Origin of the sequence: Aminobacterium sp. EBM-42, from assembly GCF_001896635.1 — a bacterium.
Taxonomy (GTDB): domain Bacteria; phylum Synergistota; class Synergistia; order Synergistales; family Aminobacteriaceae; genus Aminobacterium; species Aminobacterium colombiense.
Map to the genome: position 1 here is coordinate 16,406 of NZ_MPPC01000027.1, position 17,692 is coordinate 34,097.

At 44.4% G+C, this 17,692-nt stretch carries 13 protein-coding genes and 1 tRNA gene; 2 read left to right on the forward strand and 12 right to left on the reverse strand.

The window, feature by feature from the left end:
• Position 1: 1 nt before the first annotated feature.
• From BUC50_RS08670 to BUC50_RS08715, 10 genes are all read right to left on the reverse strand, one after another.
• Entirely contained in the window at positions 2–2,122 is a 2,121-nt protein-coding gene (locus BUC50_RS08670) for an HD family phosphohydrolase (RefSeq protein WP_013048152.1), read from the reverse strand.
• On the reverse strand, positions 2,094–3,092 hold the full coding sequence (locus BUC50_RS08675; RefSeq protein ID WP_013048151.1) for a PhoH family protein: 999 nt from the start codon (positions 3,090–3,092) through the stop codon (positions 2,094–2,096). Before BUC50_RS08675 ends, BUC50_RS08670 begins: the two co-directional genes overlap by 29 nt.
• Before the next feature lie 16 nt (positions 3,093–3,108).
• Entirely contained in the window at positions 3,109–4,590 is a 1,482-nt protein-coding gene (locus tag BUC50_RS08680; RefSeq protein WP_148211318.1) for a pyruvate carboxylase subunit B, read from the reverse strand.
• 12 nt (positions 4,591–4,602) lie between these two features.
• The gene (gene mazG / locus BUC50_RS08685; protein WP_013048149.1) at positions 4,603–5,448 is read right to left on the reverse strand and encodes a nucleoside triphosphate pyrophosphohydrolase; all 846 of its coding nucleotides are present in this window, start codon (positions 5,446–5,448) and stop codon (positions 4,603–4,605) included.
• Between the two features lie 2 nt (positions 5,449–5,450).
• Positions 5,451–8,528, reverse strand: a complete 3,078-nt coding sequence (gene mfd, locus BUC50_RS08690; RefSeq protein WP_013048148.1) for a transcription-repair coupling factor — start codon at positions 8,526–8,528, stop codon at positions 5,451–5,453.
• Between the two features lie 121 nt (positions 8,529–8,649).
• Positions 8,650–9,240, reverse strand: coding sequence for an aminoacyl-tRNA hydrolase (gene pth, locus BUC50_RS08695; RefSeq protein WP_013048147.1), 591 nt, complete (start codon positions 9,238–9,240; stop codon positions 8,650–8,652).
• 6 nt (positions 9,241–9,246) lie between these two features.
• Positions 9,247–9,900, reverse strand: a complete 654-nt coding sequence (locus tag BUC50_RS08700) for a 50S ribosomal protein L25 (RefSeq protein WP_013048146.1) — start codon at positions 9,898–9,900, stop codon at positions 9,247–9,249.
• A gap of 50 nt (positions 9,901–9,950) precedes the next feature.
• Positions 9,951–10,919, reverse strand: a complete 969-nt coding sequence (locus BUC50_RS08705) for a ribose-phosphate diphosphokinase (protein WP_273015400.1) — start codon at positions 10,917–10,919, stop codon at positions 9,951–9,953.
• Positions 10,919–12,322, reverse strand: a complete 1,404-nt coding sequence (glmU, locus tag BUC50_RS08710) for a bifunctional UDP-N-acetylglucosamine diphosphorylase/glucosamine-1-phosphate N-acetyltransferase GlmU (RefSeq protein ID WP_013048144.1) — start codon at positions 12,320–12,322, stop codon at positions 10,919–10,921. The genes BUC50_RS08705 and glmU overlap by 1 nt, the downstream gene beginning before the upstream one ends.
• Positions 12,323–12,401: 79 nt before the next feature.
• Positions 12,402–12,476 (reverse strand) — tRNA-Gln (locus BUC50_RS08715).
• 166 nt (positions 12,477–12,642) lie between these two features.
• Here BUC50_RS08715 and BUC50_RS08720 point away from each other — a divergent pair.
• A complete protein-coding gene (locus BUC50_RS08720; RefSeq protein ID WP_013048143.1) occupies positions 12,643–12,903 on the forward strand; it encodes a hypothetical protein in 261 nt (86 codons plus the stop codon).
• On the opposite strand, the gene ade is transcribed toward BUC50_RS08720, so the two are convergent.
• On the reverse strand, positions 12,874–14,607 hold the full coding sequence (gene ade / locus BUC50_RS08725) for an adenine deaminase (RefSeq protein WP_013048142.1): 1,734 nt from the start codon (positions 14,605–14,607) through the stop codon (positions 12,874–12,876). The genes BUC50_RS08720 and ade overlap by 30 nt on opposite strands.
• A gap of 73 nt (positions 14,608–14,680) precedes the next feature.
• On the opposite strand from ade, the gene BUC50_RS08730 reads away from it, so the two are divergent.
• The gene (locus BUC50_RS08730) at positions 14,681–15,745 is read left to right on the forward strand and encodes a hypothetical protein (protein ID WP_013048141.1); all 1,065 of its coding nucleotides are present in this window, start codon (positions 14,681–14,683) and stop codon (positions 15,743–15,745) included.
• Positions 15,746–15,785: 40 nt separating this feature from the next.
• Here the strand turns inward: BUC50_RS08730 and glmS are convergent, their stop codons facing one another.
• Positions 15,786–17,618 (reverse strand): glutamine--fructose-6-phosphate transaminase (isomerizing), encoded by a 1,833-nt coding sequence (glmS, locus tag BUC50_RS08735; RefSeq protein ID WP_273015040.1) that lies wholly within the window; start codon positions 17,616–17,618, stop codon positions 15,786–15,788.
• Positions 17,619–17,692: the final 74 nt, after the last annotated feature.

The window sequence follows — 17,692 nt, forward strand, 5'->3', positions numbered from 1 at the left end:
ATTACTCCTCCTGTTTGCTTTGAGAATTCTCCCCGCCCTCACCCTGGCTGGGAGTTGGGCTTTGACTACTCTCGTCTGACGATTGTATTTCTTTAACCTTACGGCCATGATAAACTGATTGAAGGGCATAGATCAAGGCCTCTTTTATTTCTGCTAAATCTTTTAAAGTAAAATCAACATCGTCAAGCTGTCCCTCGACTACTTTAGACTCAACGACGCCAGATATAACCTTTTCCAGGTCTTGTATCCCCGAAATATTTCGCCGATCTGCTCGGACAGCTGCTTCTACCGAATCTGCCAGCATTAACAATGCCGTTTCCCTGCTAGAGGGTCTTGGCCCAGGATAACAAAATTGCTCTCGAGGTAATTTCTCCCCCTGAGAACTTGATTTGCGGAAAAAATAAGAAAGACATGTAGTCCCATGATGTTCCGCTATAAACTGACGGAGCTTTCCTGGCAAATTATATTCCTCCGCAATTTCCAAACCCTCTCGTACATGGGCGATGATAACAAGGGCAGAAAGAGACGGAGTTAGCTCATCATGAACATTTTCACCTTCCATTTGATTTTCAACAAAAAAGTGAGGACGCCTTAGCTTGCCTATATCGTGATAATACGCACCTGCTCTAACAAGGTATGCATTCATGCCAAGTCTATCTGCTGCAGTTTCTGCCAATGTCCCCACCATTAGAGAATGATGGTATGTGCCCGGAGCCTCTATCTGGAGTTTTTTCAACAATGGCTGAGTCGGATATGAAAGCTCCATAAGGCGCAGAGGTGACATTATATCAAAAAAGTTTTCCCAGATGGGCAGGAAAGCAATGACCACCGTACCCCATAAGGCCTCTCCTAGACAAGCAAACAAAAACACCTGCCATGACATTTCTAGTGCAATGGTCCATCGCGCTAACATTCCAGCAAAGACAGGAAGCAAGCCTGCGATAAAAAGCTGTCTCCATAAATGGCTTCTGGAGTGAACGTCTTTTAAGAAAAAAGGCCCCGTCATAGCTGCCACCAGGCCCATAAAACTCACAAGAACTATTCCTGATGTTGAGAAGGATGTCAGTAGAATAGAGGCTATAATAGACGCCCCAAAAACAACCTGGAAACCAAGAGTAAAGGGCAGAACAAGATATACCCAACCTGACAAAGTAATAATAGCCACTCCCCGGGCTCCCAACAGACCAGAAATGTATTCAGCAAACCAATAGGCCCCTACTATACAAGCAATATATATTTCGTTTGTTTCATATTTTTGTCGACCTCCTGCAGCAAAAGCCGGCAACTGTATCCAAAAAGGCCAGCAAAGGATTAGTAGAGCAGAAAAAAGAAGGATCTTCCATGGGAATTGCTGCTGAAGATATCCTTGTGATAGAAGAATACGAGAGAGCTGAGGAGTTATGATCTTTCCCTTTTCTACGATAACATCCCCAACCTTGAGATACTGCTCTATTGGTTTGAGGCTTGCGGCCAGATCATTACGAAGCCCCTGTGTTAGCTCTTCGTCAATTTTAACCGCAGGTCGAAGGACAGCTTCCAGAATCTGATAGATAAGATTATTCATCTCTGCCGGGAAGTTCAATTCTTCAATTTTCCCCCAAAGCTTTTCTGGGGCAGGAGTCGCAAATTCGTCACCATTGTTTTCTTTTATAAGAAACTGGAAACCGATAGTTGCAACTGCTTTGAGAGTTGTTTGTCTCCTTCGTTCTGGCATCTCTTGTAAAATGGCAATAAGATCCTTAGGAATCATGGCGCCCTGAAAGTCTCCTGCTTCAAGAGATTTAAGCTGGGATGTCATAGTGTTTATGGCTTCTGTATCCTTAACAAGGACTCCTGATATAGTGCTTTCAACACGGCTGCGAAGAAGATTTGTCTTCTCTTCATCAATATATTTCATAGGGGATATGGCAAGATAAGTACGAGGGGCAGGATGACCCTGTACAAAGCCGGCCCGCCCGCCATCAAAGAACCACCGCGCAAGAATAAGAAGGACCGCAAAAAAAAGAAGCAAGAACACGGAAGTCAAACGAAAGACATCTTCCTTCATCGATATTCTTGAGCTTATTCGATTCATTTTTTTAAAAATATTCAAATTACTGCTTCCTATTTTCATATTCTTCATACGCCCTAACCACTCGTTGTACTATTTCGTGGCGTACCACATCGCGGTTGGTAAGCTCAAGAAAGGCAATTCCTTTTATCCCCTCCAGAATTTCTCTCACTTGAATTAAGCCTGACTTTTTCCCAGAAGGGAGATCTATCTGGGTAATATCTCCTGTCACCACTGCCTTAGATCCGAAACCAAGACGGGTTAAAAACATTTTCATCTGCTCAGGCGTTGTATTCTGAGCCTCATCGAGAATGATAAAACTATCATTCAAGGTCCTTCCTCTCATGTAAGCAAGGGGAGCTATTTCTATAACATTTTTATCTATATATCGCAAAAAACGCTCTGGCGAAAAAAGATCGTAAAAAGCATCATAAAGAGGCCGAACGTAAGGCTCAACTTTTTCTCTAAGATCCCCTGGCAAATATCCAAGACTTTCACCAGCTTCCACTGCTGGACGCACAAGAACAATGCGACTGATGGCTCCAGCTTTTAACATGGCCACTCCATGACATACGGCCAGGTATGTCTTGCCTGTTCCTGCCGGGCCTATAGCAAAAACGATATCGTGAGCACGCATAGCCTCTATGTACAGTTTCTGGCCACCCGTCTTAGGGCGAACAGGCTTGCCTCTCGCTGTTGTACAAATAACATCATTGTAGAGGGGGGCAAGATCTGCCTTCCCCTCCACAGCGATCATATCCATACCATACCGAACATCAGCAACTAATATTTGATGCCCCTGTTTTGCCACCTTAAAAAGTTCTTCAAGGTAACGAAATACAGTCTGAACAACGTCATTATCAGGCCCTTGTACCGTGATTTGCTCTCCTCGAACTACAAGACGCACGGGAAAACGTTCTTCAATAACACGAAAGTTTTCATCGTTATTTCCTGCAAGGCGTTCCATAATATCCTGATCAGAAACCACCATTGTCTGAGAATAGGTGCCCATTTCCGACTCTTTCAAATGATTTTCATTCATATATTTTTCTAATCCTCTATACGGGATAACCGGTTCCATCAACTAGTGTTTCAAGACCGATATCCCTTTTTGTTTTTTGAGCATATTTTTTCATTAGGAAATCTTTGGCTACTGCCGGGAATAATGCGTAAGAAAGTGCGTCTTCCGGCTGAAGAGCCCATGCTTCCACTGCCTTTTTCGCTTCTTCCATTTCTGGTTCAATTTTTTCTCCGGGACGGCATGTGATGGGCATTTCATCCCCTATGGCTTTCTTTCTAATTTCAGGATCAACTTCTGCCGGGGGTTTGCCGTAGTATCCCATGAGATAGCTTCGCACTTCTTTCGGTATAATTTTCCAGCGCTCCCCTACTAAGACGTTGAGAGTAGCCTGAGTCCCCACAAGCTGGCTCGTCGGCGTTACGAGTGGGGGGTAACCCATCTCTTTGCGGACACGGGGTACTTCTTGCAACACCTCATCGAGTCTATTCATCGCGTTCTGCTCTTTCAGCTGACTTTCGAGATTAGAGTACATTCCTCCAGGAATCTGATATATAAGAACATTCACGTCTACTGCTGTCAAGCTCACAAAGATATCTTTATATTTTTCGCGAATCTGTTTAAAGTGATTGGCTACTGGTACAAGCTTCTCCAGTTTCATTCCTGTATCATAAGGACCGCCGGCCAACGCTGCTACCAGAGATTCCGTAGGAGGCTGGCTTGTCCCCATAGAGAATGGGGATATGGCGCAATCTACCACGTCTGCACCAGCTTCAATAGAAGCTAGATAAGCCATAGATGCCATGCCGCTCGTGTAATGAGAGTGGACCTGAACTGGGAGTCCTGTATTCTTTTTAATGGCTTTTACCAGTTTAGAGGCATCTACTGGACTTAAGAGACCTGCCATATCTTTTATGCAGATAGAATCTGCACCCATCTCTTTCATCTTGACTGAAAGGTCTGCAAATGCTGTTAAAGTGTGAACGGGAGAGAGGGTGTAGGAAATTGAAAGTTGCAGGTGGGCCCCTTCTTTTTTCACCTGATCTGCTGCAACTTCCATATTTCTCAAGTCATTAAGAGCATCAAATATTCGAATGATATCAAGACCATTTCCTACTGCTCTCTTTACAAATTCCCGCACAGTATCATCTGCATAATGCCTATATCCTACAATATTTTGCCCCCTCAGAAGCATCTGGAGCTTCGTTTTCTTAAACATTTTACGAAGCCCTCTTAACCTTTCCCAGGGATCTTCATCAAGGAAACGCATGCATGAATCGAAAGTAGCGCCACCCCAAACCTCAAGAGAGTGGTACCCTATTTCATCCATCATCTCAGCTACAGGGAGCATATCTTCTATACGCATCCTTGTAGCCATAAGAGATTGATGGGCATCTCTCAATGCCGTTTCAGTTACGCGCACCTTCGGAACATTCAAGTTCTCAACCTTTCCAACCTTTGCGCTTCTCTCATTCTTCCCGATTTTGACCGTGTTTTTACCCTTTTCTTCATTCATTATCATTCACAGCCCCCATTACTGTAATGATGAATCGCAAGCCTTTTTTGGCCGCTTCGTTGAAACGGTAAAATTCTTCGCCTTATCCCATAGAACTTCGAGCTCTTGTAAACCATAATCAGACCATTCTTTTCCTTCTTTATGAATCATTATTTCTACCTGACGAAAACGATACTCGAACTTCCTGTTTGCACGCTGTAAGGCTACATCCGGGTTCACTCCCAAATGTCTGGAAAGATTAACTACAGCAAAGAACAGGTCGCCTATCTCTTCCTCCATCTCCTGTTGTTGCTCTCGCAAAGTAGCCACTTCCACTTCCCTTAACTCTTCACTTACCTTTCCAAGAAGAGGAGCAATATCACCTTTCTCCCAATCAAAACCAACATGAGAAACTTTAGATTGAATTCTGTATGCTTTTAATAAAGGCGGCAAACTCTCGGGAATTCCCGCCAAAATTGAGGTATCGTCACGTTTTTGGGTCGATTTTTCGCGAACCTTGATTTTCTCCCAATTCACAAGAACATCAGCGCTTCCTCTCACATTAACATCGCCAAAAACGTGAGGATGCCTTCGTATGAGCTTATCACAAATTTCAGATATTACATCTTTAATGTCAAAGAAGCCCTTTTCTTGAGCAAGCTGAGCAACAAAAACAATCTGAAGCAAAACATCTCCCGCTTCTTCCCGTATTTCGTCTTTATCCTGCTGAGTAATGGCTTCTACCAGTTCATATGCTTCTTCTATTATATGACTTCTCAAGCTTTCAAAGGTTTGTTCCCTATCCCAAGGGCAACCTTCAGGAGACCTAAGCCGCGACATAATCTCCACAAGTTGTCCGAGTAAAAAGTTCTCTGTGATATCCATATTTACCCCCCATTTTTTTTAGCATTTTTATAAAGAAGAGACCAAATCGCTTCTGATAAGTCGCTCATTCCTTTATAACCCCCTGGACCAATAATACGATCTGTTGTTCTGATCCATCCTTTAAAGCTGCATAGCCTTTGGTGTATTCGATCATTTTTTATTATGACTATAGTCTTATCACTCCCTGATACTACAGAAGCTAGACCTGCAGAAGCTCCAGAAATCCTTACAATTACTGTATCGATAAGGTATGTCAGAGAATCTGGAAGGGGGCCAAAACGATCTCGTATTTCCTTCCTTAACTGGTTCAACTCCTTCGAGTCATTGCTTTTCAGCAACCGCCTGTAAAGAGTAATACGTATGGTATCCTGAGGAATATATGTCGAGGGAATAGTCCCTGAAAGCTCACTATCTACCGGCGTTTCAGAAAAAAGCTCTCCCCGGATCCGGGCTATTTCCTCCTCAAGCATTTTATAATAAAAACGATAACCTACACGCTCATCCTGTCCATGTTGTGACACTCCTATAATATCGCCACTTCCCCTTATCTGCAGATCCTGGAGGGCTAAGCTATAACCCGATCCTATGTCTGAAAAGGCAGATATAGCCTCGAAACGTTCCATTGTTTCTTTCTGTAGAGGCATAGTTTCAGGGTAAAGGAAATAAGCGTATGCACCTTCTTCCCTCCGTCCAACCCGTCCCCTGAGCTGATACATCTGCGCAAGACCAAGTTCTTGAGCGTCATCAACGATAAGGGTATTAGCCCTAGGGATGTCAAGACCACTTTCTACAATAGTCGTACACACGAGAATGTCCAGGTTGCCATTGTAAAAATCTAACATTGTTCTTTCAAGATCTTTTTCAGCCATCTGTCCATGGGCCATACTTATTCTAGCCTCTGGAAACATTATTTTCAGTTCTTCGTATTTTCCCTTAAGGCGATTAATCCGGTTAGACACAAAGAAAACCTGTCCCCCTCTATTTAATTCTTGCAACACAGCCCGGTGGATAAGATTCTTTTTTCTTGGCCCCACCATTGTTAAGACTGGTACCCTGTTATAAGGAGGAGTTGAAATTATAGAAAAACTTCGCAATCCACGTAATGAAAGAGATAAGGTCCGCGGAATGGGAGTCGCGGAAAGCGTTAAAACGTCTAGTCCCTCCCTTGTATCTTTAAGCTTTTCTTTATGCATAACCCCGAAACGATGCTCTTCATCGATAATTAGAAGTCCGAGATCTTTAAATTCAATGTCTTTCTGGAGCAAACGCTGTGTCCCAATAAGAATATCCACCAGCCCTTTTTTAGTGTCTTCTAAAATACGTTTTTGCCTCGATGTTGAAACAAAGCGTGATAAAACCTCAACTCTAATAGGAAAACCCGCCATACGGCTTCGAAAAGTATGATAGTGTTGTTGTGCGAGAATTGTAGTAGGCACAAGTACTACTACCTGCTTCCCTGCTTCTGATGCCTTAAAAGCAGCACGCATAGCAATTTCTGTTTTCCCGAACCCCACATCTCCTACTAATAGTCTGTCCATAGGATGTGAGCTTTCCATATCCTGCAATATCTCTTGCTCCGCACGAAGCTGATCTGGCGTTTCAACGTAGGGGAAAGCCTCTACAAAGTGTCTATAAATCTCTGATGCCACTGGGAAAGCATATCCTTTTAAGAGTTCCCTGCGAGCATAAAGACGAACGAGATTCTTTACTTCTTCTCTTACTCGTTCTCTTGTTTTTTCAACTGCCTTTTTCCATCGTGTCCCCCGTAAAGAGTCAAGCACTGTTTCTGCAGTTGCTTCTTCGGGCAGGGGATCTATCTTATAAATTTGCATAAAGGGTACAAGCAACCTTTGTTTATTGGCAAACTCAAGAATTAGAGAATCAAATCGTTCCCCTCCTGAGGCAACCTCTTCTACCCCCCTGTACACCGCTACACCATAATCTTCGTGAACTACTAACTGATTTTCGGTAAGGCGTTCTTTCCAGTCCATAGGGAGAGCTCTCCATGGCTTGCTGTGTGGAGAGAGACTGAGCCCCCCTATTTCAAAATCTGAGATTAATACTATTTTTCGATATTCATCTATAAATCCCTTTGAAAGTGACCCCTTATGAAAAACGAGCTTGTCCTTTAGGTCATTATCATTTTGAAGGGAGGTTCCCGAGGAAATAAGATGGATAGAATAACCTTCTTGCCTCCAGTACTGACAATTCCATCGGAATTTATCCATATCTCCCCTGAAATGGGGGCACTCCTGGATAGGCAATGCTAGTCGAGAACGGGCAACAGCCGCGCTAATACGAATTTTAGGTTTATTTGTAAGTAGAGACAATGAAAAATCAGGCCACGTGCTGAGGGAGGAAACTTCCGCCTTGTGTCGCAGATCCTCCCATAGCCATCGGTATGACTCCGCTTTATTCTCAATTTGCGAGGGCTCGAAAAGCACTGTATGGCAAGAGTCTGGAATCATTTCTTCCAGTTTTTTCTCGCGGGCCGCCGTTATGCTATGGATCTCTATTTCATCAAGGGTTGCGGCACTCATCTGGCTTTGGGGATGAAAGGAACGAATGCTTTCGACTATTTCATCAAAGAACTCTATCCGAATCGGAAGAGCATAGGCAGGATCATAGATATCTACAATAAACCCTCTAACAACATATTGTCCTGGGGTCCACACAAGATCGACTCGTTCATACCCGGCGACTTCTAGCCAACGAAGAAGACGTCCCCTTTCCTCACCCATTTCCCTTCTTAATGGGAAAACACCTTCTCCTGTTAAGAAAGGGGAAAGCAACCCTCCTGGAGAAGTAGCAAGGATGCCTTTTTCTTGTTTCCACTTAGATAGAGTTTCTCCTCTTTGCAAGAGCAAAGATTTATTACGTACCCCCTCAACACTGAGAGGGAGTTCATAAAGAAGTCGAACTATCTCCCCTTCCCATAGATTTTCAAAGTCTGATACAAAATCCTCAGCTTGGCGTTGATCTGAAAAAACCACAAGAAGAGGCACAGAAGCCCCACCTAATATCCACGCGCGTGCTCCTCCATCGACAGGGAGATGTACCTGCTCCCCACTCTTCCACATTTCATCTCTAATATCCCAAAGCAAACTTGTTGTTTTATTCCATGCGTCAAAGACAGAAATGAGAATCCACCCTTATTTTCGTTTATAACAACAATGGCGAGACTGAGTCTCGCCATTGTGATCAACTTTCGCCTGATCCGGTTTTGTCCCTGTTATTTATCTGACTCATGGCTGTTTGAATTTCTTCCATGAGCCAAAGCTCCACCGCATTTGCAGCCTTCTCTATAACATCAGGCAACAAAGACCGTTCTTCTGGAAGAAAAGTCCCTATGACCCACGACACCATATCCCGTTCTGCCGGAGCAGCTCCCACGCCTACTCGGAGCCGTGGGACCCCGAGGGTTCTTAAAGCTCCCAAAACTGAAGCAAGACCATTATGGCCTCCAGCTGAACCTTTCGTTCTTAACCGCAATTGTCCGAAAGGAAGAGCCGCGTCATCGCTTATGACAAGAGTCTCTTCAGGTAAAATCTGGTAATAATGGCAAACTTGAGCTACTGATCTTCCGCTAAGATTCATAAATGTAAGGGGTTTAAGCAACAGGCATTTTTCGCCTTTAATAAATAATGGCCCCCATACCATGCCCTCAAATCTTAATGAGGCATTCCCAGCAGAATATCGACTGCATAAACGGTCAAGAACCATCCAGCCTATATTATGCCGCGTTAAAGCATACTCTACCCCAGGGTTACCAAGGCCAACAATAAGTCGCAAAAGAAACTACTCCTCTTCCTCCTTAGCCTTACCCTTAGCCACTACTTCCACTTCTCCAGCCTCTACTTCTTCTTCCTCTTCTTCAACTTCAGCCTTGGGTTGAGCTACAGTAACAACCAACTCTTCCAAATCTACCAGGATATCGGCGCTTTTTGGAAGGGCTAGATCTTTCACTGAAAAACCTTCTCCCACATTTAACCCTGAAACATCAATAGAAACAGAATTTGGTATTTCCGTTGGCAACACTTCAATCTCAACTTCATATAGAAGCTGCTCAATAATGCCACCATGTTTTAATCCAACACAATCTTCTCTGCCCTCAAGGACTACGGGGATATTCACCGCTATTTTATGTCCTTTCAGAAGCTGGATAAAATCAATATGAATAATCTCGTTATTAAGAAGATTCCTCTGTATATTTCTCATCAGGCACATCTCTTCCCTGCCATTAGGAAGGGATGCGTTAAAACGCACTGTTTCCCAGTGGCCAGAACGAATGACCGCAGCTATATCTGACGCCTTTACTTTCACAGTAACGGCATCCCTGTATTCTGGACCATAAAAAACTGCCGGGACATAGCCCGTAGGTCTTAGTTTCTTGACAGCCTGCTTTCCCTTCTCGTTTCTCTCCTCAAGAACAATCTTAACCATGTCCGCCATCTACAAACATCCTCCTTTTAAAAAACAAATCGCCAACATAAGCAACGTTTTTAACTGAACAAGCTGCTTACAGATCGATCGCTGTGCACTCGCGCTATTGCCTCTGCAAAGAGCGGAGCAATAGATAACTGTGTAATTTTATCTAAGTTTTTGCTTTCAGGCAATGGAATCGTGTCTGTAAGAATAACGCTGTCAATTTCTGCTTTTTCCAATCTTTCAAGAGCTGGACCAGAAAGAACACCATGGGTGGCACAAGCATAGACTTTTTGTGCTCCACGCTCTTTCAAAGCTGCAGCAGCGTTGCAAATCGTGCCGGCTGTATCGATGATATCGTCTATAAGAATAGCTACTTTACCTTCAACATCACCAATAATTTCCATTACCTCACAAAGATTCGCCACATCATGGGAGCGACGCTTGTCGACAATAGCGAGATCCGCATTTAACGTCACAGCAAAACGACGAGCCCTAACGACTCCACCTACATCTGGAGCTACAACCACTACTTCTTCTCTCTTTATCTCACTGGGGAAATTCTCTTTGAAGTAATTCGCCAAGAGAGGAACGGCAGTCAGGTGGTCTACAGGAATATCAAAAAAACCCTGGATCTGTCCAGCATGGAGATCTGCTGTTATAAGGCGGGATGCGCCACTATGCTCAAGAAGGTCTGCCACAAGTTTAGCAGAAATAGGATCTCTAGCCTTTGTTTTTCGATCCTGGCGGGCATACCCAAAATAAGGCGTGACCACATTAATTCGGTAGGCAGAGGCTCGCTTCAGTGCATCTAGCATTATAAAAAGCTGCATAAGGTGTTCATTAACAGGATTGCATGTGGGCTGAACCACAAAGACATCCGCTCCCCGAACACTCTCTTCAATGGAAAGTCCCAGCTCTCCATCAGAAAATCGGTAATGTTTGGCCCGAGAAAGCTCTACACCCAGTTCCGCACAGATTCTTCTGGCGAATTCCGGATGGGCTGTTCCCGAAAAAATCTTCAGTTCCCTGGAACTGGAACCCATCACTCTTTACCCCCTTCTTTTCTGCTGCCTTCACGGCGCAAAACCCATCCCTCGATATTTTTCTGTTTAGCTCGAGCAACAGCAAGGGCCCCTTCTGGGACATCCTTAGTAATTACTGATCCTGCCGCTGTGTAAGAGTCATCACCAAGAGTTACCGGTGCAACTAACATTGTATTACTTCCCACAAAACATCGATCACCAATGTGAGTGGGATTTTTGGCAACACCGTCATAATTACATGTTATTGTTCCTGCGCCTATGTTCACTTTGCTGCCAATTACGCCATCTCCTATATAGGAAAGATGGGGCACTTTGCTGCCGGAACCAATTGAGCTTTTTTTAATTTCCACGAATTTACCCACAAAAGCGCCCTCACCAATATGAGAGTTCTCTCTTATATAGGTGAACGGTCCAATTGTAGCATGGTCTTCTATTTCACTTGAAGCTATAGAGACAAAATTTATAATGTTAACATCTCTGCCAATTTTAGAGTTACGAATAAGAGAATGACTTCCCACACGGGTCCCTTCGCCAACACTTGTGTCCCCATACATCTGAACAAAAGGATCGATCCATATGTCCCCCTCAAGCTTTACACGGGGGCCCACAAAGATACTCGCGGGATCTGCGCATTTCACTCCTTTGTCCATCCAGTAATTTAAAATCCTAGTTCGCAAAATAGATGTTACTTCAGAAAGGTGGATGGGGCTATTGACTCCCTGAAAGTCTACGCCGTTGTTAAAACAAACAGCATCTACTTTCTTTTCCTGCTTGCAGAGAAGCTCCACTACATCAGGTAAATAATATTCTCCCTGGGCATTTTCATTTGCAAGCAAATCAATGTTTGAAAGAAGATCTGTGGATCTGAAAAGATATATGCCACTGTTAACTTCGTTTATTTTCTTTATTTCTTCTGATGCATCCTTTTCTTCAATTATAGACAATCCTTTTCCACTTCTCACCACTCGGCCATACCCATCAGGATTCTGAGTTGTAAAACTTGCAAAGGTGCAAGCACCTAGGGAATTAACATGTGTTTTAATAAGATCAGCAAGAATGTCGCTTCTGAGAAGGGGGGCATCGCCTGGAATTATAAGGACATCTGAAAAAGAGCGCCACCATTCCCTTGCTATTTGAACAGCGTGACCTGTCCCCAGCTGTTCATGTTGCCATATAGACCGCACACCAGGCCAATGCAGGGCCATGTAAGATTCCACCAACGCACCTTCATGCCCAACAACGACCGCACTCCCGTCAGATCCTGCCTCCAGAGCCGTCTGGAGAGAATAAAAAAGGAGAGGTTCTTCGAGAACAGGTTGGAGTACTTTAGGAAGGCTGCTTTTCATTCTCGTACCCTTTCCCGCAGCGAGAATCAAAACACCCACTGTTCGACGTTTCGTCACTTCCCCCATCACCTTCTTTTCATCAGTGGTAAAACACAAAAGAGGGGAACCGTAGGTCCCCCCTTGCTTGAGTCTTAAATGGCTGGGGTGGCTGGATTCGAACCAGCGATCACGGATCCAAAGTCCGCCGCCTTGCCGTCTTGGCTACACCCCAGTATGAACGCCGGTAAATATACTAACAGAGGTTCCCATCATGTCAAGGAGGGAGTTGCAATTTTTCAAATGTGCCTATAAGCAAAACACCACTTCAATTGAATGTCAATACATCAAAAAAGCTCTATACTTAATAAAAACTATAACCTTTTAAGGAGAAGCGCCTTATGATAAACCCTTTTGATTTCTCTCTGATACAGGCAAAAACACTTCTTATCATAGTGCTAATCATGTTTTCTCTCACCGTTCCCCTTGGTGCTGTAGCCTTCAGGTCTGGTAATAAGAGATTGATCACTACAACGTGGGTACTGTTCGTTGGTGGTCTTCTTGTTATATCGCTGTATCTTCTGCTTTATGTAGGATGGTGGATAGCCTGGTCCCCTCTTTTACCTGTCCTGCTAATTATCCTCATCATCTACAAAAAATGACATGAGTCCTCCCCTGTTTAAATCCACATACCCTTGATCTGTTATTTTCAATTCAGGAATGACACTCAAAGAAAGAAAGCTCATCGCCATAAAAGGATGGGTCATTGGAGTGCCAAGATCTCTGGCTGCCTTCTCTACCTCTTCTATAGCCTGAATTACATCAAGGGCATTCCCATCGCACATAAGGCCACCCACAGGCAGCGAAAGAGAAGCCATAACTTGATCTTCAAATGCGACAACAAGTCCGCCTCCTAAACGCCTAAGTTCATTTAAAGCGCTAACAATGGAACTATCATCCATACCTGCAGCGATAAAATTATGAGCGTCATGGGCTACTGAAGAAGCCAGTGCTCCTTTATTTAACCCCAGGCCTTTCACGAAACCTGAAAAAAAACGTTTGCTACCGCTATTTTTGTCTACTACCACTATCTTGGCTAGGTCTCTTTCGCTATCGGCAATAACCTCTGCTCTTCGAACAGTAGGCGTTTCTATGCAATGCTCAGTTACTACTTGTCCTTTTATAAGGCCCACAACACGTATTTTCTTATCCCTTGATGATCGTATAGATAGTTCCTCCCTGGAGGGGATATAAAGCGCTTTGACTGCTGTAGGATAGCACTTGTCCCGTTCAAAAGGAGTATTCAACACTTCACCATTGCGTACTGTCCATTTCCCCTTCTTCCATACATGAATAACATTGCACCTCTCAAGGGAGTCGATCAACACGAGATCAGCACTATATCCAGGTGCTATTGCACCTCTATCAAACAGTTTAAAATAACAGGCTGGCGAAAGGGTGACCATTCTAAGGGCGGCAAGGGGGGAAAGACCTTCTTGCACCGCAAGCCGTATAATACCATCTAGATGCCCCTTCGTGTGAATATGTTTAGCAGTAAGATCGTCACTTACAAACATGGCGCGAGAAGAACGCGCCTCATTTTCAATGATCAACGGCAAAAGTTCCGCTAAATTGTGTTCTGTTGCTCCTTGGCGAATCATAAGCCACATGCCCCGCCGCAATTTTTCCAAGCCTTCATCCCGAGTTGCGCTTTCATGATCACTAGAACAACCACTCAGCAAATAGGCACAAAGCTCCTTACCAGTAACTCCAGGAGCATGGCCACTCTTTACCACATCCCATGAAGCAAGTAATTTGCTCCACATTCCTTCATCCCCGTTTATAACAGCGGGGTAGTTCATTACTTCACCTAGAGCGGTACACCACCCTTGTTCATAGGAACTTTTAATAGCCCAGGCATCTAGCTCTTCATGAGGCGTTTCAAAAGGAGAGGCCGGAACACAGGAAGGTGCTAAAAAGAAAATATCCAAGGGGACGTTGAGAGACTCTCGATACATAAACTCAAGCCCATCCATTCCGCATGTATTTGCTATTTCGTGGGGATCAGCCATAACGGTGGTTGTCCCTCGAAGCAAAACCATTTCGGCAAAACCTGCCGGCGTAAGCATTGTACTCTCAATATGGCAATGTCCCTCTATAAAACCAGGAGCAAGGACCGTCCCAGAAGCATCCACCTCTTCTTTACCCGAATATCCTTCTCCAATTCCGGCAATCGTCCCGCCGTATAAAGCTACGTCTTTTTTTTCATATTCGAGGGTAAAAACATTTGCGACTCTTGCATTCTTAATCACCAAATCCGCAGGAAATTCACCTTTTGCAATTGCTAGCATTTTTTTAATATCCACGAAGCGCTCCTCCTATTTAGGTCAAAAGACACTTATAATAGTTGCTACAAAGATAAAGAAAGAAGGGATTCCCATGTATATTCATAAACGTGCTGCGCATCTGTTCCTGATATTATCCGCTTTGCTTGCCTTTCAGTCACTTCCTGCTGTGGCTTCCCCTATATTCACCATCTACATCCCATGTGAAATAGACTCTTCCGCCTATGTTTTGCTGCCTGACAACTCCCGCAAAGATGTTGGCATAGTGGTCTCTCTACCTCAGGCAAGCCGATGGCCAAGCTATACGGCCAGTCAATGGGGAGAAGAGGGAACCGTATGTGCTTCTGCTGTAAATGCCATACATTTACTTTGTTCTGTTGAGGAGGGGAAAGGACGTACCATCAGTATTCTACCAGAAACGACAATAGCTCCAGCAGCAGGAAAACAAACCTTTTTTTCTATTAAGTCTGATGGCGGCAAAGGCATTTTCGGAGGATGGGCGCCCACAGTGGGAACCCCTGTCTATATCCTAAGACCAGAGGGAAGCCAGGAACGGCTTTCTTCTGATAAATTACCTGGACATGGCGACACGCTGGTCATCCCAGTGGAAGAAAAGGATCTCACCTTCTTAATAGATATAGAGAATCGCCCTGGAGGGCGAATTATAGCATGGGACACCATGGGCGCACATATTATTGCCAGGGTTATTCGACCAGTTTACGGTGTAGGGCGCTTCGAAGGGACTTTTTTTCAGAAAGGAAGCCGCATAAGGGCAAATCATACGGGAGTTATTGATGTTAGCACCTCTCCCTATGGGGAGATCGGCGGTTTTCAGATTCTGCCCCTTTTCCATGCGGACTCTAAAGAAATGTCTTCGGCCTGGAAATTAACCCAATGGATGATCATCGCTTCAGAGAATGGAGATACACTCGTAGGGGAAGGCCCTCTTTTTTCAGGGGGGATGGTACCTGGAAGCCAGCTTTCCGATGTATTATGGAATATGTGGTCTACTTACGGTCGACGTCCCCTTATTATGTGCAGAATTAATGGGGGGGGCTGGCAGTTTTTGCCAGAACGTACGGGAAGAAACGATGAGGCATTGATTAATATTACCCATATCCGCCTCTATTACCCCTTTACAAAAGAACTAAACAAGTAAAAAAAGGAGCTTGTGAAAGAAACACAGGCTCCTTTTCAACTTATTCCACCGTTACACTTTTAGCCAAGTTTCGTGGCCGGTCTATGTCACAGCCTCTGGCACGAGCAATATAGTAGGCAAAAATCTGCAAGGGTACAACAGCCAGGAAAGGGTATAGTTCATGGTCCGTTGAGGGAATATAAAAAACGTCATTGGCAACATCTTTCATGTTACTATCACCCTGAGTAGCAATAGCAATGACGGGAGCTTTACGGGCTCGCACTTCCACCACATTAGAAAAAAGTTTCTCATAAAGACTATCCTGAGGGGCGATAATCACTACGGGAATATCGCTTTCAAGCATAGCAATGGGACCATGCTTCAATTCACCGGCAGCGAAGGCCTCGGCATGAATATAAGAAATTTCCTTAAGTTTCAGGGCTCCTTCATGAGCTAAAGGGAAAGAACGTCCTCTGCCCAGATAAAGAAAATCCCGGGATGAAGCATACTTTTCCGCTATAGGCTTAAGCATTTCCTGCCGCTCGAGTATCTCCTCTATCTGATAGGGTAATTTTAATAGACCTTTCACGAGCCGTCCCTCTTCCTCAGAGGATAGAGCCCCCGACAGCTTGGCCATGTATATTCCAAGGAGATAAAGCACTGCCAGCTGTCCAGTAAAGGTCTTTGTCGCGGCGACACCAATCTCTGGACCGGCCTTTAAAAGCAATACGTGATCCACTTCACGGGCAAGAGATGAGCCTAGACCGTTTGTAATAGCAAGACACAAGGCACCTTTACTCTTTGCCAATCGTTCAGCGGCGAGAGTATCAGCTGTTTCTCCCGATTGAGACACAAAAATCGCTAGTACATCCTCTCCCAAGTGTATAGACCTTTGACGATATTCAGAGGCAATTTCCACCCTTATGTCTATGGGAAGCATCCCCTCCATGAGGCGTTCCGCGACAAGAGACGCATAATAGGATGTTCCGCACGCCACAATATGAATCTTCTTTATCTTTGCAAAAGATTCTTGACTCCAGCCAAGTTCTTTTGAAAAATCTACTGCCTCTCCTTTTATACGATCACCCATAGTGTTCCTTAAAACCGCTCCTTGTTCATTGATCTCTTTCAACATGAAGTGAGGGTAGCCGCCCTTATCCACCATTGAAAGATCCCAGTCGACTCTCTGAGAGCTTTTTTCGAGGGAAACACCTTTATCACTCCAGAAGTTTATACCCTGTGGAGTGAGGCGAGCGATATCGCCATCATTCATATAAAATATATCCTGAGTGTAAGGAAGCAACGCCGGAACATCGGAAGCACAAAATGCTTCTCCCTTTCCCCTCCCCACCACAAGGGGAGATCCTTTTCTCACGCAATACAGGGTGTCAGAGTCTTTTTTTAAAAGAATGGCAAGGGCAAAAGACCCTCGCAGTCTTTCGTAAATGGACACAAGAGAGGCGATCATATCGCCCTTAACACTGTAAATTTGAGATATGAGCTTTGCCACTACCTCAGTATCAGTTTCTGTAACAAACTCTACTCCCTGACCAATCAGCTCTTCTCTCAGCTCCTTGTAGTTCTCTATGATTCCATTATGGACAAGAACAACCTGCCCCCGCTCATCTCTGTGGGGATGAGCATTAATCACAGAAACCCCGCCATGGGTAGCCCAACGTGTATGTCCAATGCCCAAGTGTCCTTCAACATGACGAGCAGACACCATATCCTCAAGCTGCTGAACTTTTCCTATTTCTTTTAGTATCTGAACCTCACTGCCGTTGTTCACTGCAATACCGGCAGAATCATATCCTCTGTATTCCAACCGTTTCATACCATCTAGAAGAATATCAGCTGCATTACGAAACCCTACATACCCAACTATTCCGCACACAGGATCAGTGCACCGCCTTTCCAACAGGCAAGAGAAGACCTATTGCTCTTTTTGTCCCAGAAATCACTTCCTGG